The sequence below is a fragment of the Thermohalobaculum sediminis genome (genome assembly GCF_023487995.1).
GTDB lineage: Bacteria > Pseudomonadota > Alphaproteobacteria > Rhodobacterales > Rhodobacteraceae > Thermohalobaculum > Thermohalobaculum sediminis.
In genome coordinates, this window is sequence record NZ_JAMFKN010000005.1 from 198,683 (window position 1) to 222,226 (window position 23,544).

At 71.4% G+C, this 23,544-nt stretch carries 20 protein-coding genes; 14 read left to right on the plus strand and 6 right to left on the minus strand.

Going from position 1 to position 23,544, the window contains the following annotated elements; all coding sequences use genetic code 11:
• Window positions 1–212: 212 nt before the first annotated feature.
• The 5 genes from M1105_RS12335 to M1105_RS12355 are packed head-to-tail and all read left to right on the plus strand — an operon-like array spanning window position 213 to window position 6,740.
• Complete coding sequence (locus tag M1105_RS12335; protein WP_249580673.1) at window positions 213–1,046, plus strand: FAD binding domain-containing protein; 834 nt, start codon at window positions 213–215, stop codon at window positions 1,044–1,046.
• Complete coding sequence (locus M1105_RS12340; protein WP_249580674.1) at window positions 1,043–3,772, plus strand: molybdopterin-dependent oxidoreductase; 2,730 nt, start codon at window positions 1,043–1,045, stop codon at window positions 3,770–3,772. The genes M1105_RS12335 and M1105_RS12340 overlap by 4 nt, the downstream gene beginning before the upstream one ends.
• 31 nt (window positions 3,773–3,803) lie before the next feature.
• Window positions 3,804–5,306, plus strand: a complete 1,503-nt coding sequence (locus tag M1105_RS12345; protein WP_249580786.1) for a 6-hydroxynicotinate reductase — start codon at window positions 3,804–3,806, stop codon at window positions 5,304–5,306.
• Window positions 5,303–6,169, plus strand: coding sequence for a UPF0280 family protein (locus tag M1105_RS12350; protein ID WP_249580675.1), 867 nt, complete (start codon window positions 5,303–5,305; stop codon window positions 6,167–6,169). The genes M1105_RS12345 and M1105_RS12350 overlap by 4 nt, the downstream gene beginning before the upstream one ends.
• Window positions 6,162–6,740 carry an amino acid synthesis family protein gene (locus M1105_RS12355; RefSeq protein ID WP_249580676.1) on the plus strand — a complete coding sequence of 193 codons (579 nt, stop codon included), beginning with the start codon at window positions 6,162–6,164 and terminating at the stop codon, window positions 6,738–6,740. The genes M1105_RS12350 and M1105_RS12355 overlap by 8 nt, the downstream gene beginning before the upstream one ends.
• On the opposite strand, the gene M1105_RS12360 is transcribed toward M1105_RS12355, so the two are convergent.
• The 5 genes from M1105_RS12360 to M1105_RS12380 all read right to left on the minus strand — a co-directional run bounded on the left by M1105_RS12360 (window position 6,737) and on the right by M1105_RS12380 (window position 11,985).
• Window positions 6,737–7,270: a hypothetical protein gene (locus tag M1105_RS12360; RefSeq protein WP_249580677.1), complete on the minus strand. Its 534-nt coding sequence runs from the start codon at window positions 7,268–7,270 to the stop codon at window positions 6,737–6,739. The genes M1105_RS12355 and M1105_RS12360 overlap by 4 nt on opposite strands.
• Before the next feature lie 90 nt (window positions 7,271–7,360).
• Window positions 7,361–7,726 carry a cupin domain-containing protein gene (locus M1105_RS12365; protein WP_249580678.1) on the minus strand — a complete coding sequence of 122 codons (366 nt, stop codon included), beginning with the start codon at window positions 7,724–7,726 and terminating at the stop codon, window positions 7,361–7,363.
• Between the two features lie 114 nt (window positions 7,727–7,840).
• The gene (locus M1105_RS12370) at window positions 7,841–8,080 is read right to left on the minus strand and encodes a hypothetical protein (RefSeq protein ID WP_249580679.1); all 240 of its coding nucleotides are present in this window, start codon (window positions 8,078–8,080) and stop codon (window positions 7,841–7,843) included.
• A 36-nt stretch (window positions 8,081–8,116) separates the two neighbouring features.
• Window positions 8,117–9,925: a hydantoinase B/oxoprolinase family protein gene (locus M1105_RS12375; RefSeq protein WP_249580680.1), complete on the minus strand. Its 1,809-nt coding sequence runs from the start codon at window positions 9,923–9,925 to the stop codon at window positions 8,117–8,119.
• A complete protein-coding gene (locus tag M1105_RS12380) occupies window positions 9,922–11,985 on the minus strand; it encodes a hydantoinase/oxoprolinase family protein (protein WP_249580681.1) in 2,064 nt (687 codons plus the stop codon). The genes M1105_RS12375 and M1105_RS12380 overlap by 4 nt, the downstream gene beginning before the upstream one ends.
• 167 nt (window positions 11,986–12,152) lie before the next feature.
• Here M1105_RS12380 and M1105_RS12385 point away from each other — a divergent pair, with 167 nt between their 5' ends.
• From M1105_RS12385 to M1105_RS12420, 8 genes are all read left to right on the plus strand, one after another.
• Complete coding sequence (locus M1105_RS12385; RefSeq protein WP_249580682.1) at window positions 12,153–12,968, plus strand: ferredoxin--NADP reductase; 816 nt, start codon at window positions 12,153–12,155, stop codon at window positions 12,966–12,968.
• A gap of 318 nt (window positions 12,969–13,286) precedes the next feature.
• The gene (locus tag M1105_RS12390) at window positions 13,287–14,702 is read left to right on the plus strand and encodes a cytochrome b family protein (protein WP_249580683.1); all 1,416 of its coding nucleotides are present in this window, start codon (window positions 13,287–13,289) and stop codon (window positions 14,700–14,702) included.
• A 111-nt stretch (window positions 14,703–14,813) separates the two neighbouring features.
• On the plus strand, window positions 14,814–16,124 hold the full coding sequence (locus M1105_RS12395) for an ABC transporter substrate-binding protein (RefSeq protein WP_249580684.1): 1,311 nt from the start codon (window positions 14,814–14,816) through the stop codon (window positions 16,122–16,124).
• Between the two features lie 81 nt (window positions 16,125–16,205).
• Complete coding sequence (locus tag M1105_RS12400) at window positions 16,206–17,087, plus strand: branched-chain amino acid ABC transporter permease (protein WP_249580685.1); 882 nt, start codon at window positions 16,206–16,208, stop codon at window positions 17,085–17,087.
• Window positions 17,084–18,019, plus strand: coding sequence for a branched-chain amino acid ABC transporter permease (locus M1105_RS12405; protein ID WP_249580686.1), 936 nt, complete (start codon window positions 17,084–17,086; stop codon window positions 18,017–18,019). The genes M1105_RS12400 and M1105_RS12405 overlap by 4 nt, the downstream gene beginning before the upstream one ends.
• On the plus strand, window positions 18,016–18,741 hold the full coding sequence (locus M1105_RS12410; protein ID WP_249580787.1) for an ABC transporter ATP-binding protein: 726 nt from the start codon (window positions 18,016–18,018) through the stop codon (window positions 18,739–18,741). The genes M1105_RS12405 and M1105_RS12410 overlap by 4 nt, the downstream gene beginning before the upstream one ends.
• 10 nt (window positions 18,742–18,751) lie before the next feature.
• The gene (locus M1105_RS12415) at window positions 18,752–19,453 is read left to right on the plus strand and encodes an ABC transporter ATP-binding protein (RefSeq protein WP_319936794.1); all 702 of its coding nucleotides are present in this window, start codon (window positions 18,752–18,754) and stop codon (window positions 19,451–19,453) included.
• A 116-nt stretch (window positions 19,454–19,569) separates the two neighbouring features.
• The gene (locus M1105_RS12420) at window positions 19,570–21,291 is read left to right on the plus strand and encodes a SulP family inorganic anion transporter (RefSeq protein ID WP_249580688.1); all 1,722 of its coding nucleotides are present in this window, start codon (window positions 19,570–19,572) and stop codon (window positions 21,289–21,291) included.
• A 95-nt stretch (window positions 21,292–21,386) separates the two neighbouring features.
• On the opposite strand, the gene upp is transcribed toward M1105_RS12420, so the two are convergent.
• Window positions 21,387–22,046, minus strand: coding sequence for a uracil phosphoribosyltransferase (upp, locus tag M1105_RS12425; protein WP_249580689.1), 660 nt, complete (start codon window positions 22,044–22,046; stop codon window positions 21,387–21,389).
• Window positions 22,047–22,202: 156 nt separating this feature from the next.
• Here upp and M1105_RS12430 point away from each other — a divergent pair, with 156 nt between their 5' ends.
• Window positions 22,203–23,540: an NAD(P)-dependent oxidoreductase gene (locus M1105_RS12430; protein WP_249580690.1), complete on the plus strand. Its 1,338-nt coding sequence runs from the start codon at window positions 22,203–22,205 to the stop codon at window positions 23,538–23,540.
• Window positions 23,541–23,544: the final 4 nt, after the last annotated feature.

Below are 23,544 nucleotides of genomic sequence, written 5' to 3' on the forward strand. Positions count from 1 at the left end.
CCGGCGAGGCATGCGCGCGCCATTCGTTCGCCCGTGTCAGCGTCTGGTCCGGTCATGCGGCCATGTTGCATGGGTTCCCCGCCGGTGCAAACCCCGCTCGCCCCGCTGCGCGGGTCTGCCGGTCAAGATCGCGTTTGACAGCGCCGGGGCGGTCCATATCATTCGTTTGTGTGCAAACGAACCGGGGTGACGCCCCGGCGGAGCGCGGCGTAATGCTCTACGAGCGGCCCGGAACGCTGGACGAGGCCCTGGCGCTGATGGCGGTCGGGCAATGGCGCATCCTCGCGGGCGGCACCGACCTCTATCCCGCGACGGCGCGGCCGGGGCTGCCGGGCCCGATCCTCGACATCGGCGCGCTGCCCGAGCTTCGCGGCATTGCCCGCACGCCCGAGGGCTGGCGTATCGGGGCGGGTGTGACATGGTCCGAGGCGATCGGCGCGGACCTTCCCCCCGCCTTCGCCGCGCTGGCCGAGGCCGGGCGCGAGGTGGGCTCGGTCCAGATCCAGAACGCCGCGACCGTGATGGGGAACCTCTGCAACGCCTCGCCCGCCGCCGACGGGGTGCCGGCGCTGCTGGTGCTGGACGCCGAGGTCGAACTGGCCTCCGAGGCCGGACGGCGTCGGCTGGGGCTGTCCGACTTCATTCTCGGCAACCGTCGCACGGCGCGGGAGGCGGGCGAGATCGCGGTGGCAATCCATGTGCCTGCCGCAGCCGTGGCGGGCGGATCGGCCTTCGAGAAGCTGGGGGCGCGGCGGTATCTGGTGATCTCGATCGCCATGGCGGCGGCGCGGGTGGTCGTGGCGGACGGGCGCGTCGCCGCGGCGGCACTTGCGGTCGGCGCCTGTTCCGAGGTCGCGCGCCGCCTGACCGCGGTCGAGGCCGCGCTGGTGGGCCAGCCCGCCGACGCGCCGCGGATCGACCCTGCCGCGGTGGCAGCCGCGCTCGACCCCATCGACGACGTGCGCGCCACCGCCGCCTACCGGCGCGAGGCGGCGGCCGAGATCCTGCGCCGCGCCGTCATCCGCGCCTGCGGGGGCACGCCATGAGCTTCGACACCCGCCCCGCCGCCTTCACCGTCAACGGCCGCGCCGTCGAGGTCGAGGCCGGCCCGACCGAGCGCCTGAGCCATGTCCTGCGTGAGCGGCTGGGGCTCACCGGCACCAAGGTGGGCTGCGACGCTGGCGATTGCGGCGCCTGCACGGTGCTGGTGGACGGCGCGCCGGTCTGCGCCTGCCTTACCCCTGCGGCTCGCGTGGCCGGGCGGCAGGTCACCACGGTCGAGGGGCTGGCTGTGGACGGGCGGCTTTCGGCGCTTCAGGCCGCCTTCCTCCGCCATGGCGCCGCGCAGTGCGGGATCTGCACGCCGGGGATGCTGATGGCAGCGGTTGCCCTGCTGGCCGAACGCCCGCGCCCGACCCCCGCCGAGACCGAGGCGGTGCTGAGCGGCGTGCTGTGCCGATGTACGGGCTATCGCAAGATCGTGGCGGCGGTCTGCGACGCCTGGCGCGAGGTGCCCGCGACTGTGCCTGCGCCGTCGGGCCGGGCTGTGGGCGCGCGCATCGAGCGGCTTGATGGCGTGCCGAAGGTGACGGGCGACGACATCTTCGGCGCCGACCGCTGGCCCGAGGGCGCGCTGTGGGTGCACGTGGTCCGCTCGCCCCATCATCATGCGCGCTTCTCGTTCGGCGACCTCGCGGGCTGGCAGGCGGCGACGCCGGGAATTGCTGCGGTGTTCACCGCGGCCGACATTCCCGGGAAGAACGCCTTCGGCGTGATTCCGCCTTTCGCCGACCAGCCCGCGCTGGCCGAAGGCGTGGCCCGCTTTCGCGGCGAGGCGGTGGCGCTGGTGGCGCTCGAACCCGGGGCAGTCGGGGAGTTCGACGGGTCCGGCTTCCCCGTGAGGTGGGAGCCGCTGCCCGCCATCCTCGACCCCGAGGACGCGAAAGCGGCCCCCCCGCTCCACCCCGCGCGCCCCGGGAACCTGCTGGTCCGCGGCCATGTGCGCCGGGGCGACGCCGAGGCGGCGCTGGCCGCCGCCGCCCAGGTTGCCGAGGGCGCGATCGAGACGGCCTATGTCGAGCATGCCTATATCGAGCCCGAGGCCGGGTTCGCCGCGATGGATCGCGACACGCTGGTGATTCAGGCCTGCACGCAGGCCCCGCACATGGACCGCGACGACACCGCCGCCATCCTTGGCCTGCCGCGCGAGCGGGTGCGGATCGTTCCCACCTCGACCGGGGGCGGCTTCGGCTCGAAGCTCGACATCTCGCTGCAACCGCTGGTGGGCCTGGTGGCGCTGAGGACCGGGCGCCCGGCGCGGATCGTCTACACGCGGGGCGACTCGATGCGCTCGACCACCAAGCGCCACCCGGCGCGGATGCGGGCGCGGATCGGGGTGGATGCGGACGGGCGGATCATGGGGCAGGTGTTCGAGGGCGACTTCAACACCGGCGCCTATGCAAGCTGGGGGCCGACGGTGGCGAACCGCGTGCCGGTCCATGCCTCGGGACCCTACCGCGTGCCGGCCTACCGGGCCGAGGCGCGGGCGATCCACACCCACGGCCCCGTCTCAGGCGCCTTCCGCGGCTTCGGCGTGCCGCAGGCGACGATCATGCAAGAGGTGCTGTATGATGAACTGGCCGCGATGGCGGGCATGGACCGCCTCGCCTTCCGCCGGCTGAACGCGCTCAGGGATGGCGACGCCACGGTTTGCGGGCAGGTGCTGGCTGCTGTCGGGATCGCCGACTGTCTCGACGCGCTGGCGGGACCTTGGGAGGCGGCGTTGGCATGGGCCGCGGCGGGGCCCGATGGGCCGGTGCGGCGCGGCGTGGGCGTCGCGTCCTGCTGGTATGGCTGCGGCAACACCGCGCTGCCGAACCCGTCGACCATCCGCATCGGCATCACGGCGTCGGGCCAGGTGGTGCTGCACCAGGGCGCGACCGACATCGGGCAGGGCTCGAACACCGTGATCGCGCAGATCGCGGCCGACGCGCTGGGCGTGCCGGTGGGGGCGATCAGGCTGGTCGGGCCCGACACGGGGCTCACGCCGGACGCGGGCAAGACCTCGGCCTCGCGGCAGACCTATGTCAGCGGGCGGGCCGCCCATGCCGCGGGCCGGGCGCTGCGGGCCGCGATCCTGCGCCATGCCAATGTCGCCGAAAGCTCGGAACTCCGCCTCGAGGGCGCGACGCTCGCGATCCATGACGGGGCCGAGCGGCGGGTGATCGACCTCGCGGCGCTGCCGGTTGGCGAGGGCGGCCATGTCTTTTCGGCCGAGGAAAGCTACGACCCGCCGACCACCGCGCTCGACGCCGACGGGCAAGGCACGCCCTACGCCGTCTACGGCTATGGTGCGCAGATCGTCGAGCTTGCGGTGGACACTCGCCTCGGCACCGTGTCGCTCCACCGTATCACCGCCGCGCATGACCTTGGCCGCGTGATCAATCCCACCCTGGCCGAGGGGCAGATCGAGGGCGGCATCGCACAGGGCATCGGCCTCGCGCTGATGGAGGACTACGTGCCCGGGCGGACCGAGAACCTGCACGACTACCTGATCCCCACCTTCGGCGACGTGCCGGATATCCGCCACATCCTGATCGAGAAGCCCGACCCCGAGGGCCCCTTCGGCGCCAAGGGGCTGGGCGAGCACGTGCTGATCCCGACCGCGCCCGCCATCCTCAACGCGATCCGCCACGCCACCGGGGCGCTGGTCACGCGCCTGCCCGCCACGCCCGACCGGGTACTGGCGGCGATCCGGGCAAAGGGGGCCTGAGCCGATGGACGACACCCCCCGCCGCGACCCGATGACCGACACGCCGAACCCCGAGGCGCCGGTCGAGCCCGACGCGCCGGGCGAGGGCAAGATCCGCTGCGATGCCTGCCCGGTGATGTGCTACATCGCCGACGGTCGCAGCGGCGCCTGCGACCGCTACGCGAACCACCGCGGCCGCATCATCCGCTGCGACCCGGTGACGATCCTCGACCGCACGATGGAAGTCGGCGGGCCGGTCGTGCCCTTCGCCGCGGGCGACTGGGACGGCGGGCTCGGGGGCCACGCGCTGTTCGTCACCGGCATCGGCGCGGGCACGACCTACCCCGACTACAAGCCCGCGCCCTTCATCGTGGCCTCGCAGGTCGAGGGCGCCGACCTCGTCACCGTCGTGACCGAGGCGATCTTCAGCTATTGCGGCGTCAAGGTGAAGATCGACACCGACCGCCACCTGGGCGAGGAGGGCGCCATCGTCCGCGCGGGGACGGAACCCGTGGGCCATGTGACCACCGCCGAATATGGCAGCCAGATGCTGTCATTGGGCGGCGTGCGGCATCTCACCGGCGGCTCGAAGTCCGAGGGCCGGGTGACCTGCGAGACGCTGCTTGCGCTCTGCAACCGCGAGGCGGTGGAACTTGCCATCGACGACGGCTCGACCGTCGTGGTGCAGGCAGGCGCGGCCCCCGTGGTCGATGGCCAGCCCGAGGCGCGGATGCGCGTGGGCTGCGGCTCGGCCACCATCGGCATGTTCGCGACCCAGTGGCAGGGGCTGGTGGACGAGGTGGTGGTGGTGGACGACCACATCACCGGCGTGGTGTCCGAGCATCAGGCCGGCAAGGTGATCGGCTGGGAGGATACGGGGATCAGAATCAAGGGCCGCCGCTCGACGCCCGGGCGGTACTTCCGGGTGGCCGGGCCCGGGCAGGGCTGGGGCGGCACCGACATCGACGACCCGCTGGCGATCCTCGGGCCGTGGAACCCGAAGAAGGGTGCGCGGCCCGGACTGCGGATGCTGATGGTGTCCACCACCGGCGAGCACGCGGCCTATTACGAGTTGGACGACACGCTCGCTCCGGTGCGGCGCGAGATGCCCGAGCGGCTGCTGCCCAGCGTTCGCCTGATCGACGAGAACTGCGAGCCAGCGCTCTGCACCGTCCTGTTCATGGGCGGCGCGGGAGGGTCGCTGCGCTCGGGCGTGACCAAGAACCCGGTGCGGCTCACGCGATCCGTGCAGGCGGGGCGCACGCGGGTGACCTGCGGCGGCGCGCCGGTCTATGTCTGGCCGGGCGGGGGCATCACGCTGATGGCCGATGTGACGCGCCTGCCGGATGGCGCTTTCGGCTATGTGCCCACGCCTGCGCTGGTGGCGCCGCTGGAATTCACCCTGTCGCGGGCGGAATACCTCGCGCTGGGCGGGCATGGCGACCGCATCCGGGCGCTTGCAGACATCCTTGCCGAGGGCGGCGAGTATGGCGCCGATTTCGCCCGTGCGGCCCCGGATGCGGCCAATCCCTGGCCGCTCGAGGATACACCATGAGCGCCTCGGCCCGGATGCTGCCGGACGGGCGGCGGCTGCACTTGCATCACGGCCCCATCGACATCGTGCTCGAGGTCTGGGGCGCGCCGGCCGAGGCGCGGGCCGCCCGCGCGCAGGCTGTGGCGCGCTTTGCGACCATCCTTCAGGAACTGGTGGACGAGCTTCCCGCCCTGCGCCGCCCGGTGGTCGCGGCACCCTTGGGCCTCGTCGGGCCGGTTGCTCTCACGATGGAGGCAGCCGCCCGGGCCCATCTGCCCGCCTTCGCCACGCCCATGATCGCGGTGGCGGGCGCGGTGGCCGACGAGGTGCTGCGCGCGGCGGTGACGGGCCGCAGGCTCGACCGCGCCTACGTCAACAACGGCGGCGATGCCGCGCTGTGGCTGGGGCCGGGCGAGGCGCTGGAGATCGCCATCGCCGCCCGGCCGGGGATGCCCGACCGGGTGCGGATCGGGGCCGACGCGCCGGTGCGGGGCGTCGCGACGTCGGGCTGGCGGGGGCGATCACGCTCGCTCGGCATCGCCGACGCGGTGACCGTGCTCGCCCGCAGCGCGGTGCATGCCGACGCCGCTGCCACGCTGATCGCGAACGCGGTGGACCTTCCGGGGCATCCCGCCATCGCGCGCGCGCCTGCCCGGGATCTCGACCCGGACTCGGATCTCGGCGCGCGGCTCGTTACGGTCGGGGTGGGCCGGCTTTCGCCCGCCGAGGCCGCCGAGGCGCTCGCCGGCGGCGCGCGGGCGGCCGAGGCCATGCGCGCGTGCGGCCTGATCGAGGCGGCGGCGCTGTTCCTTGCGGGAGCGTCGCGCGTAGTCGGAGAACTGGGGACGCGGGCAATCCCCGCGCTGGAGGGGACGCATGCCTGACTTTGCCATCCGCAAGACGGTGCTGATCACCGAGACGATCCTGCACGACGGGGGCGCCCCCGCTCCCCGTCCGCGCCACCGCGCGCTGGCGGCGGCGGTCGTCGCCAACCCCTTCGCCGGGCGGCACGAGCCCGTTCTTCAGCCCGCGATGGAGGACCTCAAGCCGTTGGGCGAGCGCCTGACCGCCATGCTGATCGGGGCGCTGGGCGAGGGCGCGATCGACGGCTATGGCAAGGGCGCCATCGTGGGCGAGGCCGGCGAGATCGAGCACGGTGCGCTGTGGCACGTCCCCGGCGGCTATGCCATGCGCGGTCGGCTGAACCCGTCGAAGGCGATCGTGCCTTCCGCGATGAAGGTGGGGCGGATGGGCGCGAGCCTCGACGTGCCGCTGGGCCATGTGAACGCGGCCTATGTCCGCAGCCATTTCGACGCGATGACGCTCGTCATCCCCGACGCGCCGCGGGCGGGCGAGATCGTTTTTGCCCTCGCCATGGCCTGCGGTCCGCGCATCCATTCGCGCATGGGCGGGCTCGAGGCCTGGGAGGTGACGGGCGAGGACGGGCTGCGCTAGTCGGCGAACATCGCCTTGACGCGCTCGAGGTCGTAGGGCCGCTCGGTCAGGCTTTCGGGATCCCATTCGCTGCGCTCGGCCGCGAAGAAGTCGCCGCGGTAGACGTGGATTGCCCCCGTGAGCTTGTCGATCGGGTTCGTCACCGAGTGAATGATGTCGCGTCCCAGATGCGCGACATCGCCGGTTGCCAGTGCCTTCGCGCCGACGGCCTCGATATGGCCCTCGGGCGCGTCCTTGATCCGGCGCCAGAAAATGTTGTCCTCGCGGCCACCATAGATGCCGATGACCGCCGGCATCTCGTGGTTGTGCGGCATCACGGTGAAGCAGGGCTTCCAGACCAGGTTCAGGATGGTGAGATCGGGCGAGCGGTAGATCGCGACGAGGCCGCTTTGGCGGGGCTCGCCCAGCGCCGCGATCAACTCCGATGGATCCTCGACAGCGCGCGTGACGAGTTCACGCAGCACGCGGTCCCCGTCCTCGGCCCCGGCAGCGCTGCGGCAATCGGCAACGAGATGGTCGAGGTCGAACATTGGCGGGCCTCCCCTTGTGTCGGTTCCGGCACCCTCACCGTTTCGAGGATACCATCCATGCAAGGCGGGGAGAACCGTCTCGCCGCGCCGTCAGCCGAATTGCACGATGGCGAGCCGGCACTCGGCGGCGCTGGTGACCCGCGAGACATGGCCCGCGCCCGCAGTGTCCTCCATCAGCCAGATGTCGCCCGGCCCGATCTCGCGCCGCTCTCCGTCGCCCGCCTCGACCTGCATGCTGCCCGCGAGGCAGAAGGCCACCTGCCGTCGGGGCGAGGGGTGTTGCTCGCCCACCCATCCGGCGGGAAGGGTCAGGAACAGCAGCCGCTCGGCCGGCCAGGGCGCCGACAGGAACAGCGCCTGCGCCGGTGGCGCGAAGTCCCGGAGTTCGAGCGCGATCGTGCCGTCCGTGAAGCGGGATACGCCGTCCGCGTCCTCGGTGAGATGCAGGTAGTCCATCGCCGACCTCCGCTGCGAGCCTCGAGGCGAGGCGGACATACTGCCACGGATCGCGGCCGGTTGGACCTCCTTCCTTCCGTGGTTCGGACGTGACCTGCCAAGGGCAGGCCCCACTCAGCTGCGCTCCAGCGCGTTCGCAAGCTCGCGCAGCTTGGCCGCCGCCTCGCTGGTGCCGACCCCCCGCTCGACAATGTTGTCGAAGGCGACGATCGTGATGACCGAGAGCGTCTGGAGCGGCGTCAGCCGCCGACCATGATCGGAGCCCGTGAAGTCCCGCATGAGCCCTGCGGCGGTCAGAACGGCGCGGTCGATCTCGCGCAGATCCGTCGGCGGACCGGACTTATCATTCGTCAATTCGGCACACCCCTCGAGAATCGCTGCCGCGCTCCATCATGAGCGATGCGTGGGAGCCTTGTCTTTGATGCGCGTCATGGTTGCGCCGGACTGTTGTGTTTCTGCCGCGTCCCGCAGTGTCGCCCGCAGGTCCGAAGTCGCCTTGGCATCGAGCCCGCCGGTGCCGGTCACGACGCCGAACAGGGCGCGCGCCTCATCGGGCGTGTAGTAGCCGAGCCGCACGTCCTCGGCCACCGCGCGGGGGTCGCGCGCCATCGGATCGCCATAGCCCCCGCCGCCCGGCGTGCCCACCCGCACCCGGTCGCCGGGACGGAGGGGGATGTCCTGCTCCTTCGAGAGGTGCGGGGGGATATGGACCTCGCCATCCCGAATCACCCGCACCATGTTGGGCGCGCCGTCCTGCCCGCCCAGCGCGCCTTGCGGGCCGAAGCGGCCGTGGTCCATGACGAAGGAGGCCCGCGCCTCGCCGCGCCTCAGCTCGATCTCGTAGTCGAGCCCAAAGCCGCCGCGCCAGCGCCCAGCGCCGCCCGAGCCCTCCCGCAAGCCGTAGCGGTGATAAAGGACGGGGAACTGCTGCTCCATGATCTCGACCGGCGGCGCCTTGGAGATGCCGATCGTGGAACAGCCGTTGGTGAGCCCGTCGAGCCCCCTCGCGCCCCCATAGCCCCCGCCGGAAAGCTGATACATCACGAAGCCCCGCCCCCGCGCGGGATCGTGCCCGCCCAGCGCGAAATTGCCCGAGGTCCCGGCGGGCGCCGCCGTCACCCGGTCGGGGATGGCCTGCACGAGCGCCGCGAACACGGCTTCGGCGATGCGCTGGCTCACCTCGGCCGCGCAGCCCGAGACCGGGCGGGGGTAATGCGCGTCGAGGAAGGTGCCCGCGGGGGTGATGACCTCGAGCGGCTCGAAGGCGCCGGCGCTGATCGGCACATCGGGGAAGATGTGACGCATGGCGAGATAGACAGACGAGAGCGTGGTCGCCAGCACCGAGTTCATTGGCCCCTGGCATGGGGGCGAGGAGCCCGCGAAGTCGAAGGTGAGCCGCTCGCCCGCCTTGGTCACGGTTAGGCGGATCTCCAGCGGCGCGTCCACCACGCCGTCGGAATCGACATGAGCGACCGAGCGGTAGGTCCCTTCCGGGATCGCCGCGATCTCGGCCCGCATCCGCGCCGCCGCCCGCGCGCGCAGCTCGCTTATGGCCTCGCGCACGGTGTCGTCGCCATAGCGGTCCATGAGCCGCGTAAGCCCGTCCTCCCCCACCATCAGCGCCGCCGCCTGCGCCTTGACGTCGCCGATGCGCTGCTCGGCCACGCGGATGTTCGAGCAGATGATCTGGTAGATCTCCGTATCCATCGCGCCGCGCTTGAACAGCTTGACGGGGGGCAGGCGCAGCCCCTCCTGCTCGACGGCGGTGGCTGAGGCCGAGAAGCCCCCCGGCACGGCGCCGCCGATGTCGGGCCAGTGCCCGGTGTTCGAGAGCCAGCAGAAGATCTGCCCGCCCCGCCAGAACGGCATGGCGAAGCGTACGTCCATCAGGTGCGTGCCGCCCAGGTATGGGTCGTTGACGATGTAGATGTCGCCCGGCTCGGGCGCCGCCGTCAGCCCCTCGCGGATGCGCTCGATCAGGCAGCGGGTCGAGAACTGCATGGTGCCGACGAAGACCGGCAGCCCGCCCGCGCCTTGGGCGATCAGCGACCCGTCCACGGGCGAGTAGATCCCGTCCGAGCGGTCGTTCGCCTCGGCGATGATGGGCGAGAAGGCGGCGCGCGAGAAGGCGAGGTCCATCTCGTCGCAGACCTGCTGAAGCGCGGCCTCGATCACCGTCAGCGTCACCGGGTCGATCATGCCGCCCCCACATGGATGAACAGGTTGCCGTCCGCAGCACCCTCGGCCCGGTCTCCGGGGGGGATCACGATGGTTGTGTCCATCTGCTCGACGATGGCGGGGCCGGGGATGAGTGCGTCCACCGGCAGTCGGGCGCGGGCATAGACCGGCGTGTCGTGCCAATCCGCGCCGAAGCGCACCGGGCGGCGGTGGTCGAGCGCATCGCCAAGCGTCGCGCCCGGCGTGACGGCGGTGAGGGCCGCGAGATCGACCTCGGCCCGCTCGCCGATGACGCTGGTGTTGAGGTTCACGAGGTTCGCCCGGATGGTCGGCAGTTCGACCTTGAAGCGCGCGAAATAGGCGGCCTCGAACAGCGCCTGCAGCGTCTCGCGCGTGGGCGCGGCATCGGGCAGGGCCACGCGGATCAGGTGCGTCTGCCCCACGAACTGCATGTCGGCGGTATGGACCTCGCGCACCCGGCGCAGCGCCGCGCCGTTCTGCACCACCATGGCGCGGCCCGCCGCGGTCTGCTCGGCAAGGATCGCGTGCACCGCCCCCATCTCCACCGCGTCGAGCGGGCGGTTCACCGTGCGCACGAAGTCGTGCCGCAGGTCGGCGACCGCGCAGCCCAGCGCGTTGGTGATGCCGGGCCGGGCGGGGATCAGCACGCGGGGAATTGCAAGCTCGCGCGCCAGCGCCGCGGCGTGGAGCGGCCCCGCGCCGCCGAATGCGAAAAGGGCGAAATCCCGCGGGTCGTGGCCCATCGAGATCGACACCATCCGGATCGCGCCCGCCATCTTCGCGTTCGCCACCCGGATTGCCGCCTCGGCCGCTCCCTCGGCGTCGAGGCCCAGGCCCGCGCCCACCCGAGCAAACGCCGCGCGCACGGCCTCGACCGGGGCCGCGTCCTCGACCGACAGAAGGCGCCCGGGGTTGAGCCGCCCCAGCAGAAGGTTCGCGTCCGAGATCGTGGGCTCGGTGCCACCCTTCCCGAAGCAGATCGGGCCCGGCATCGCCCCCGCGCTTTCGGGCCCCACGCGGATGAGGCCCCCCTCGTCCACCGAGACGATCGAGCCCCCGCCCGCGCCGATGGTGCGCACGTCTACCATCGGCACATGGATCGGCATGGCGTATTCGATCTCGATCTCGTGGCTCACCGCCGGCTCGGCGCCGCGGATCAGCGACACATCGGAGGAGGTGCCTCCCATGTCGTAGGTGATGAGATTGGGGCAGCCAGCCCGCCGCCCGGTATAGGCCGCCGCCATCACGCCCGACGCCGGGCCCGACATGACGGTCTTGGCCGCCTCGCGCCCCGCTAGGCGGGCCGAGACCATGCCGCCATTGCCGTTCATCACCAGCACGTCGCGCGCATAGCCTTGCGCCGCCAGTTCGGCCTGAAGCCGCGCCAGATACCGCTCGAGGATCGGCTGCACGCTCGCATTCACCGCGGCTGTCGCTCCCCGCTCGAACTCGCGGCTTTCCGACAGAAGCGCGTGGCCCATGGTGATGTGCCCGTTCGGCCAGATGCGCGCGGCGATCTCGGCCGCGCGGATCTCGTGCTCGGGGTTCGCATAGGCGTGCAGGAAGTGGATCACCAGCGACTCGCAGCCCATCTCCATCAGCCGTCGCGCCGCCGCCTCGACCCCCGCCTCGTCGAGCGGCACCAGCGCCTCGCCCGTGGCGTCCATCCGCTCGGCCACTTCGAGCCGCAGGTCGCGCGGGATCACCGGGCGGAACTGCCCGGTCATGCCGTAGGGCTGTGGCCGGGTGCGGCGGCCCAGTTCCAGCACGTCGCGAAAGCCCGCGGTGGTGATGAGCCCGGTGCGCGCCAGCCGCCGCTCGAGCACCGCGTTCGTCGTGGTGGTGGTGCCATGCACGATCAGGTCGAGCGCGGACGGCGAAACCCCCGCCGCCTTCAGCGCCGCCAGCACGCCATCCGCCTGATTCCCCGGTGTCGTCGGCGTCTTGGCGATCCGCACCCCGCCGCCGGGGCCCCCGATCAGGATCAGGTCGGTGAAGGTCCCGCCCACGTCGATGCCTGCGATGGTTTCCACAGACTCGCTTGCATCGGCGGCGGACATGCGGCAGACCCCCTTGCGACCATATTGGCCATTGCCTATTTGTTTGTACGCAAACAAAACAGGCGCGAAAAGTGGAATTCGCGGCGCCCCCGAGGGGATCGACGCCGAGGACGCAAACCCGATGGCCCGGCGCATGGCCGGGACGGCCCCCGAGGAGGCCACCGACGATGACCGCAAGCACTGCCGCGCTGGCCCCTGCGGCCTTCCCCATCCCCGACAACGTGTTCGCCGAGGCCGTGACCGAGGTGAAGCACTACACCGACCGGCTGTTCAAGTTCCGCATCACCCGCCCCGCGAGCTTCCGCTTCCGCTCGGGCGAGTTCGTGATGATCGGCCTGCCGAACGCCGAGCGCCCGGTCTACCGGGCCTATTCGATCGCCTCGCCGTCGTGGGACGAGGAACTCGAATTCTTCTCGATCAAGGTGCCCGGCGGCCCGCTGACCGAGCATCTGCAGAAGATCGTCGTGGGCGATACCATCCTGATGAAGAAGAAGCCCACCGGCACGCTGGTCAACGACGCGCTGGTTCCCGGCAAGCGGCTATACCTGTTCTCGACCGGGACGGGCATCGCGCCCTTCGCCTCGATCGTGCGCGACCCCGAGACCTATGCGAAGTTCGAGAAGGTCTATCTCCTGCACACCTGCCGCCTCGATGCCGAACTGGAATATGGGCGCGAGCTGGTGGCCATCGCCAAGGACGACCCGCTGGTGGGCGAGGAGGCGAGCGCGCAGCTCGTCCACTACGCCACCACGACGCGCGACCAGACCCCGCGGATGGGGCGGCTGACGGACCTGATGGACTCGGGCAAGCTGTGGGAGGATCTCGGCGTGCCCCCCATCTCGCCGGCCGAGGACCGCGGCATGATCTGCGGCTCGATGGCCATGCTCAAGGACGTGAAGGCCCGGCTCGAGGCCGCGGGGCTGACCGAAGGCGCGAATAACCGCCCCGGCGAGTTCGTGGTCGAGCGCGCCTTCGTCGACTGACGCAGGCCGCTGCCCGTTGCTGCGGGCTCGGCCCGGGACCCCCTCGCGTTGGTGCGTCCGCTGCCCCGGGCTTGACCCGGGGCCTCGCCGTCCACGGCATCTGGCCCAGTTCCGCGAGGCCCCGGCTGTTCGATCGGGGCAGAGAGGGGTAGCGCGGACCGGTGCCGCTCCCCGCCGCTGTCGCGGGCTTGACCCGGCACCTCCCTCGCGCCGGCGCGTCCGCTGTCCCGGGCTCGACCCGGGACCTCTCCCCAGCACCACTCTGGCACGCCACTGCGCCATCCTGCCCCTTGCCAGCCACCCGTGATCCGCGCCTGAATGCCCGCCATGAGGCGCGTGGCGGGAGACGGCAAGGCAGCAGGCTGGGCGGCGGTGGCGGCGCTCTGGCCCGCTGCCGCATCGGCCCATGTCGCGCAGCGCGCGCTGGTGCTTCTGCTGCCGACCGGCCATTCGATCTGGGGCGGCACGCTCGCGGTGGCCGCGACCTTCGGGCTTCTGGCGCTCATCCCCGGCCGCTGGCTCGCAAGGGCCGCCTCGGCTCGCATCGTGCTGCCGCAGGGGGGCGAGGGGCTGCGGCCCGTCACGAGCTGGCTCGGCTTCCTCGCCATGGCGGGGCTGGTCGCGGCGGGGCTGTGGGGCACGCGCGACCCGCTCGAGAACCCGCTGCCGCTGGTGGTCTGGACGGTGTTCTGGGTCGCCTTCGTGATCCTCCATGCCGTCGTGGGCGATCTGTGGCACTGGCTGAACCCATGGAGCGGGCCGCTTGCGACTCTGCGCCGGGCCGGGATCGGCACGCGCCCGGTGGTGGCGCTGCCCGGCTGGATGGGCCTCTGGCCCGCGACGGCGGGACTGTTCGCGATCTACTGGTTTGCGCTGGTCGATCTCGCGCCCGATGACCCCTCGCGCCTCGCCATCGCGGTGGCGTTGTGGTGGGCGGTGCATCTCGGCGCGATGCTTGTGTTCGGCGAGGACGCCTGGCGCGGCCGGGGCGAGGCGCTGTCGGTGCTCACCGGCTTCCTCGCCCGCCTCGCGCCGGTGGGCCGCGATGCTGCGGGACTGCGCGTGCTCACCCTGCCAGGCGCCCGCGCGGCCGAAGGTGTGGCCCCGCCGGGCACCGCGCCGTTTCTGCTGCTCGCGCTTGCCGGGGGCTCGTTCGACGGGCTGAACGAGACCTTCTGGTGGCTTGCCCGGATCGGTATAAACCCGCTCGACTTCCCCGGCCGCTCGGCGGTGGTGGCCGAGCACACGGCCGGCCTGATCGGCGCGTGGCTCACGCTGACCGCGCTCTATGGCGGCTGCGTGGCCCTCGGCGCGCGGCTTGCCACGGGACGGGCCTCGCTTGCCGGGGCGGGGCAGCTGGCGCTGTCGCTCGCGCCCATTGCGCTGGCCTATCACCTCGCGCATTACCTCATCGTGCTGCTGATCAACGGGCAATACGTGCTGGTGGCACTTTCTGACCCGCTGCACCGGGGTGCGGACCTGCTGGGCCTTGGGCCGCATTTCGTCACCACCTCGTTCCTCAACCGGATCGAGACGGTTGGCCTCATCTGGAACGCGCAGGCGGCCGTGATCGTGGGCGGGCACATCTGGGCGGTGATCCTAGCCCACGCCATCGCCACGCGGCTGTGGGGCGAGGGGCGGGCGGCCGCGCTGAGCCAGGTGCCGCTGGCGGGGCTGATGGTGCTCTACACGCTCTTCGGCCTCTGGCTGCTGGCAACGCCCGTCGGTGCGTGAGCACGAGAGACGGGGCTTTTCCTGCGCCTTGTTTGCAGACAAGGTATCCCGGCGAGAACGCGAGACCGCGCCCGGCACACGGCGCGGCCAGCCCGACAGGAGGGATCGGTCATGTCCAAGACGACGGCGCCTGAACCACGCACGACGCGCGCGACGCTGACGCGGCGCACGGCGCTCAAGGGCCTCGCGGGGGGCGCGGCGCTGGCCGCGGCGCCGGGCTGGGTGCCCTATATCGAGGCGCAGTCCTCGGCGCCGCTGAAGCTCGGCTTCCAGGTCCACCGCACCGGCATCGGCGCCGCCTATGGCCGCTGGTACGACCGCGTCACCACGGCGGCGGCGGCGCTGATCAACGAGGGCGGCGGCATCGGGGGGCGCCCCGTCGAGATCGTGACCGAGGACGACGGCACCGACCCCAAGCGCGGCGCCGAGGTGGTCGAGAAGCTCGCGACGCAACACGGCTGCGACCTCGCCTTCGGCACCCTGTTCAGCCACGTCGTGATGGGCTCGGCGCCGCGGGCGGGCGAGCTGAAGCTGCCCTATTTCGTGGTCTCGGAAGGCCATCACGTCGCCTCGGGCCGGCTCAACCGCTACACGCTGCAGCCCGGCATCACGGACGTGAAATCCCAGGTCCGCGCGATGGCGCCGTGGGTCACGCAGAACCTCGGCAAGAAGGTCACGATGATCTTCCCCGACTACGCCTTTGGCCACGACCACCGCGACTTCTTCTCGGAGGCGGTGGCGGCGCAGGGCGGCGAGGTGATCGAGAAGATCGCCATCCCGCCGACGGAATCGAGCTTCACCAAGTATTTCCCCCGCATTCCGCGCGGCACGGACGTGCTCTACCACGTCATGGTGGGCCCGGGCGTCCTGACCTTCGTGAAGGAGCTGGGCGAGTTCTACGGCACCGGCGCGCGCCCCGCGATCTTCGGCTTCATCGACAGCCTCGAGGCGGTGGACATCGCGACCCCCGGCCTCGACTTCCTCGAGGGCACCTATTTCTGGGAGGGGATGCCCCGCTACGCGCCACCCGACGCATCGGAACACGAGGGCTTCTATCGCCAGCGCGTGGGCGTCGATGCCAATGGCGCGAGCATGAGCGACCCCAAGGACATCGCGACCTATGCCCACATGTTCGGCTGCTGGGAGACGCTGCACGTCATCAAGGCGGGCATGGAGGCCGCGGGCTACCAGGGCCCGGCCGACCGCGCGAAGCTGATCGAGGCGGTCGAGGCGATGACCGGAATGCCCGAGAGCCGCGAGCACCCGCAAGGCGACAAGGTCTTCAACGGCCGCACGCACCAGGTGTTCGGCCACCAGTTCATCAGCCGGGTCGAGGGCGCGCGCCTGAGCGTGGTTCACAAGACCTCGATCGAGGACGGCATGTACCCGGACGAGGTGGACTACACGACCCAGCCGTTCTGATGCCGGGGGGCGTTCGTCGCCCCCGCATGACCGAAGAAGGGGGGCGCCCGCCGCCCCCTTCCCGCCAGAGGCGAGGCCTGCGTGGATTTAGGACCCTACCTGATGCTCGCCTCGCTCGAGGGCGCGGTCGGCGCGGCGGTGCTGGCGCTGACCGCGCTGGGCCTGAGTCTCGTCTTCGGCGTCATGCGCATCGTCAACGTGGCCCATGGCGAGTTCTACATGCTGGGCGCGGTGCTGGCCTGGTGGGTGACCTCGATGATCGGCGGGCACCCGGCGCTGGGGTTCGTGGCGGCGATGGTGGTAGCGCCGCTGGTCGTGGGCCTGATTGCCGCCGCGGCCGAGCGGCTTGTGCTGAGGCGCCTGAACTACGACCCCGAGGCCACCATCGTCGCGACCATCGGGCTCCTCTATGTCATCCAGCAGCTTGCGCTCTCGACCTATGGCGCCGATGCCCGGCCAGTGCCCGCGCCCATCGACTTCCGCATCCAGTTCCCGTGGTTCGGCTATTCGGGCTACAAGCTCTGCGTGATCGTCGCTTCGGCGGCGCTGATGCTGGGCGTGTGGCTGGTGCTCACGCGCACCCGCGCGGGCCTGATGATGCGCGCGACCCAGTACGACCCCGAGACCGCGCGCGCCTTCGCAATCCCTGTCGGCCGCGTCTATGCGGGCGTTTTCGCCGCGGGCGCGATGCTGGCGGCGCTGGGGGCGGTGCTGATCGTGCCGATCCAGCAGGCGCATTACCTGATGGGGCATGACCCGCTGCTGCTCAGCTTCATCGTCGTGATCATCGGGGGGCTGGGGAGCCTGCGCGGCACGGTGCTGGCCGCCGTGATCATCGGCATGAGCGACGGCATCATCTCGGTCTTCTTCTCGCCCACGCTCGCCAAGATCCTGGCGACGCTCTTGGTCGCCTTCGTGCTGGTCTGGCGGCCCACCGGCCTCTTCGGGGCGCGCGCGGCATGAGCCGGGCGGTGGGGCTGCATCTGGGGCTTCTTGCGGCGCTCGCGGCGGCGCAGTTCCTGCTGCCGGACTATCACCATGGCAACCTCGCCCGCATCATGGTGCTCGCGGCTTTCGCCAGCGCCTACAACATCACCTTCGGCTATGCTGGGATGCTCAGCCTCGGGCACGCGATGTTCTTCGGCGCGGGGCTCTATGCCGCGGGGCTTGCGGCTGAGTTCGGCGGCACGGCGGCGCCGCTGGGGCTGGTGCTTGGCGTTCTTGCGGGCGCCATCGTGGCCACGGTGGTGGGGCTGCTCGCGCTTCGCACGACGGGCGTGAGCTTCATGATCGTGACGCTCATGTTCGCGCAGGCAGGGTTCCTGACGGTCCTCTACTTCGGCGAGTTCACCCGCGGTGACGAGGGCTTCGTGCTCGCCCCCGCCGCGCGCACCGTACTTGGCCTCAGCCTCGCCGATCCCGCCACGCGCTACTGGGCGGCGCTATGCGTCTTCGGCGCGGTGATGCTGGGCTCACTCGCCCTCGCGCGGTCGGCCTTCGGGCGGGTTCTGGCCGCCATCCGCGAGAACGAGGAGCGCACGCGGATGCTGGGCTACGACGTGTTCCGCGCCAAGCTGATGGCGCTCGCCGTCTCGGGCGCAATGGCGGGGGCGGCGGGGGCGGCCTATGCGCTGCTGTTCGGCTATGTCGGCGCCACCTTCGCCTCGATCCAGTATTCGATCCTGCCGCTCCTGTGGGTGCTGATGGGGGGGGCGGCGACGGTGCTGGGGCCGTTCCTCGGCACGCTCCTGATGTTCTACCTGATCGACATCTCCTCCTCGTTCACCACGGCGCACATGATGATCGTGGGCTTCGCGCTGATCGGGCTGATCCTGTTCTTTCCGAAGGGCATCCTCGGCACCCTGCGCGAGAGGGCGGCGCCATGGCTGCCGTGACGCTGCTGGAAACCCATGGCCTCACCCGCCGCTTCGGCGGTCTGACGGCGGTCGATGGCGTCGAGTTCCGGCTTCAGGAGGGCGAGATCCGCGCGCTGATCGGCCCGAACGGCGCGGGCAAGACCACGTTCGTGAGCCTCATCTCCGGCCGCCTCCGCCCCACCGCGGGCCGCGTGATCTTCGCGGGCGAGGACGTGACGCGCCTGCCAGCCCACGCCCGGGTCATGCGGGGCATCGCCTACACCTTCCAGATCACCTCGGTCTTCGCGCGCATGACGCTTCTCGACAATGTCCGCCTCGCCGTACAGCGGCGGATGATGCAGGGATGGCGCGGGCCGGACGCGGCGGCGCTCGACGCGGCGGCGATGGCGGTGCTCGACCGCGTGGGCCTCGCCGCGCGCGCGACCGAGACCGCGGGGAACCTCAGCTACGGCCACCAGCGCCTGCTCGAGGTCGCCATGGGGCTTGGCCTCAGCCCGCGGCTTCTGATCCTCGACGAGCCGACGCAGGGGCTTTCGGACGCCGAGATCGCGAGCTTCACGGCGCTGGTGCGCGAGATCGCTCGAGAAGCGACCGTGCTGCTGATCGAGCACAACATGGGCGTCGTCATGGACCTCGCCGACCGGATCACGGTGATGGAACGCGGCCAGATCCTCGCCGAGGGCCCGCCCGCAGCGATCCGCGCGGATGCGGAAGTCCAGCGTGCCTATCTGGGGGGCTGAGATGACCGCGATGCTCAAGGTCGATGGCCTCGACGCCTTCTACGGGCGCGTGCAGGTGCTGCACGGCCTCTCGCTCGAGGTCGCGAAGGGCGAGATCCTCTGCCTGCTGGGTCGCAACGGCGCGGGCAAGACCACGGCGCTCAAGGCGATCATGGGCCTCGTGCCGCCGCGCGTGGGGGCGGTCATGCTCGACGGCGTCGACATCTCGCTCCTGCGGGCCGAGGACATCGCGAAGGAGGGGATCGGCTATGTCCCCCAGGGCCGGCGCCTGTTTGCGGAGCTGACCGTGGCCGAGAACCTCGAGATCGGATTGATGGCTCGCAATTCCCCCCGCCATGCGCGCGACCGTGTGCTCGACCTCTTCCCGGTGCTGGCGGAACGGCTGCACCAACGATCCGGCACCCTTTCGGGCGGCGAGCAGCAGATGCTGGCGATCGGCCGCGCGCTCTGCCTCGAGCCCGCGGTGCTGATGCTCGACGAGCCGACCGAGGGGCTGATGCCTGCGATGATCCAGCGCATCCGCGAGGTGGTGCTGCTGCTGCGCGCCGAGGGGGTCGCGGTCCTGCTGGTCGAGCAGCGGGTCGAGGCGGTGCTGCCGGTGGCCGACCGCGTGCTGTTCGTCGAGAACGGGCGCAGCCGCGACTGCGTGCGCGCGTCGGACCTCGGCGCCGACCACGCGCTCCTGCACCGCTATGTCGGCGTCGGCGCCTGAGGCTATCCGGCGCGCACGACCCCCTTGCATCGATCCCGCCCGAGGCGCTTGAATGCGGCCGCGGCGCGCGCCCCTCCCTCGGGGCCTCCACGCGGCTGTCCGAAGGAAATATGACCATGGCGACAGATGCGACGCGCCCGGCGCCGGGCGCAGGGGGGCAATTCTTCGGGCTGTTCACGCCCAAGCTGGTGACGGTGATGTCCGAGGGCTACGGGCTGAGCGCGTTCCGCGCCGATGCCGTGGCGGGCCTGACGGTCGCGATCGTGGCGCTGCCGCTGTCGATGGCGATCGCCATCGCCTCGGGCGCCACGCCCGCGATGGGGCTCTACACCGCCATCATCGGCGGCTTTCTCGTCTCGGCGCTCGGCGGCAGCCGCTACCAGATCGGAGGTCCCGCGGGCGCCTTCATCGTGCTGGTGGCGGCGACGGTCGCGCGGCACGGCATCGACGGGCTGATCCTCGCGACGTTCCTCTCGGGCCTAATCCTGATCGCCACGGGGCTTCTGCGCTTCGGTACCTACATCAAGTTCATCCCGTACCCGGTGACCGTGGGCTTCACCGCCGGGATCGCGGCGATCATCTTCGCAAGTCAGATCTCGGGGCTGTTGGGCCTCACGCTGGAGGGGCCCGAGCCCGGGCCGCTGGTCGAGAAGATCCCTGCGCTGTGGAAAGCGCTGCCCAGCGTGACGCCCTGGGCGGTGGCGCTGGCGGCGGGCACGGCGGGGCTGATCCTAGGGCTGAGGCGGGTGAATTCGCGGCTGCCGGGGATGCTGATCGCGGTGACGGCGGCGGGCGCCGCGACGGCGCTGCTGGGCCTGCCGGTCGAGACCATCGGGTCGCGCTTTGGCGGCATCCCCTCGGGCCTGCCGGTGCCGGCGCTGCCGGATGTCTCGCTCGCGAAGATCGAGGCGGTGCTGCCCGACGCCATCGCCTTCGCGCTGCTGGGCGCCATCGAGTCGCTTCTGTCGGCGGTGGTGGCGGACGGCATGTCGGGCCGGCGCCACCGCTCGAACTGCGAACTGGTGGCGCAGGGCGTGGCCAATATCGGCTCGGCGCTGTTCGGCGGGTTCTGCGTGACCGGCACCATCGCGCGCACGGCCACGAATGTGCGCGCGGGCGCGCATGGCCCGGTCGCGGGGATGATGCACGCTCTGTTCCTGCTGGGCTTCATGCTGATCGCGGCGCCGCTCGCGGCCTATATCCCGCTCGCGGCGCTGGCCGCGGTGCTGGCGGTCGTGTCGTGGCAGATGGTCGAGCGCCACGCCATCGCGGTGCTGATGCGCGCCTCGCGCGGCGATGCGCTGGTGCTGTCGGTGACCTTCCTGCTGACGGTGTTCCGGGACCTCACCGAGGCCATCGTGGTGGGCTTCGCGCTCGGCTCGGTGATCTTCATCCACCGCATGTCGGGCTCGACCGTGGTCGAGGCCGACCAGCCCATGGTGCCCGAGGATCTCACCGACGACAGCTATGCCCGCCGGGGCCTGCCCGAGGTGAAGGGCGTCGTGCTCTACAAGGTGCGGGGCGTGCTGTTCTTCGGCGCGGCCTCGGCCATCGAGGGGGTGCTGGACCGCATCGGCAGCCAGCACAGGGCGATGATCCTCGACATGAGCCGAGTGCCGTTCCTCGATTCGACCGGCGCGAACACCATCGGCGGGCTGGTGGCCAAGGCCGCGCGGCAGGGCGTGCGCATTGCCATCAGCGGCCCGCCCTACGCGGTGCGGCGCGACCTTGCGGCGCATGGCATCAAGGCGCCCGCGGTGATCGTCGCCCCCTCGATCCAGACCGCGATCGACGCGCTGGAGGCGGAAGGCGTCATCGAGCCTCTCGCGCCCGCCTGACCGCCCCGCCCGGGAACGGCCGCGGCGGGGCATCGAGCCCCGCCGTGTCCGGACGCCGGCTGTGCCGTCGCGGCGCCCGGCCCGGGCCGCGTGCCTCAGGGCTCGCCGCGGTGGTCCTTGGTGCCGAACAGCCGGTCGCCCGCGTCGCCGAGGCCGGGGACGATGTACTTGTGGTCGTCGAGCCGCTCGTCCATCGCCGCGGCGTAGACCGGCACGTCCGGGTGCGCCGCCGCGAAGGCCGCAGCCCCCTCGGGCGCGCAGACCAGCGCGAGGAAGCGGATGTCGCGCGCGCCCGCCTCCTTGACCTTGCGCACCGCCTCGATGGCCGAGCCCGCGGTCGCCAGCATCGGGTCCACCAGCACCGTCACGCGGTCGCCGAGATCGTCGGGGGTCTTCATCAGGTATTCGACCGGTTGCTTGGTCTGAGGGTCGCGGTAGAGCCCGATATGCCCCACCCGGGCCGCCGGCACGAGGTCGAGCAGCCCCTGCAGGAGCCCGTCGCCCGCCCGCAGGATCGACACGAAGCAGAGCTTCTTGCCCCGCAGGCGCGGCGCCATCATCGGCGTGAGCGGCGTCTCGATCTCGACCTGCTCGAGCGGCAGGTCGCGCAGCGTCTCGTAGGCCAGCAGCAGGCTGATCTCACGCAGGAGGATGCGGAAGCTTGCCGTCGAGGTCTCCTTGTTCCGCATCAGGGTCAGCTTGTGCAGCACCAGCGGGTGATCGACGATGTGGAAGCTGGGGGGGATCGTGCTCATGGGGCTCTCCGCGCTCTCGACCGTTCCCGACTAGCGGGGCGCGGCGGGAAAATCCAGCCTCCGGCGAGTCGCCCGCACCCGCTCATTTTTTCCAATTGATAAAATTTTTGGCCGTGGCAGAGTGATCCCGTGGACCCGGCATCGCGGAGGGATCGAATGGACGGCGCAGCGCATCGGCCAGGGATCGCGGCGGGGCGGCTCGGGGCGGCCGAGATCGCGGAGAACTTCGGCGACCTGCATCCCCCCCTCGACCCGCACGAGGCGGCGGTGGCAGCGGACCGCTGCTATTTCTGCCACGACGCGCCCTGCATCGCGGCGTGCCCCACCGGGATCGACATCCCGCTGTTCATCCGCCAGATCGCGACCGGCCAGCCGCGCGCGGCGGCCCAGACGATCTTCGAGGCGAACATTCTGGGCGGCATGTGCGCCCGGGTTTGCCCTACCGAGACGCTGTGCGAGGAAGCCTGCGTGCGGATGACGGCCGAGGAGAGGCCGGTCGAGATCGGCCGCCTCCAGCGCTATGCCACCGACGCCCAGATGGCCACAGGCCGCCACCCCTTCACCCGCGCAGCGCCCACGGGCCGGCGCGTGGCGGTCGTGGGGGCCGGGCCTGCGGGGCTTGCCTGCGCGCACCGGCTGGCCATGCATGGCCACGATGTCGTGGTGATGGATGCGCGGCCGAAGGGCGGCGGGCTCAACGAGTACGGGATCGCCGCCTACAAGACCGTGGACGGCTTCGCGCAGGCCGAGCTCGATTGGCTGATGGCCATCGGCGGGATCGAGCTGCGCGCGGGCGTGGCCTTGGGCCGTGACGTGACGCTCGACGGGTTGGCGGGCGAATACGACGCGGTGTTCCTCGGGATGGGCCTCGGCGCCGTGAACGCGCTGGCCTGCGAGGGCAACGACCTGCCGGGCGTCGAGGATGCGGTCGATTTCATCGCCCGGCTGCGCCAGTCGGGGGATCTGACCGCGCTGCCCGTGGGCCGTCGCGTCGTGGTGATCGGCGGCGGCATGACAGCGGTCGATGCCGCCGTGCAGTCGAAGCTCTTGGGCGCCGAGGAGGTCACCATCGTCTACCGCCGCGGCAAGCCCGCCATGAGCGCGAGCCTCTACGAGCAGGACCTCGCGGCCTCGAAGGGTGTGCGCCTGATCTACAACGCCCGGCCCCTGCACGTGCTGGGCAATGGCCGGGCCGAGGCGGTAGAGTTCGAATACACCGCCGACGGCCCCTCGGGTCTGCACGGCACCGGCGAGACCTTCACGCTCGCGGCCGACCAAGTGTTCCGCGCCATCGGCCAGACGCTGGTCACCGGCCCGCTCGCGGGCCTCGACCTCGACGGCCGCAAGATCACGGTCGATGCCGCAGGGCGCACCTCGCGCCGGGGCGTCTGGGCCGGGGGCGACTGCGCCTCGGGCGGCGCGGACCTCACGGTGACTGCCGTCGCCCAGGGCCGCGACGCGGCCGAGAGCATCCATCGCGCGCTGATGGGTTAGGATG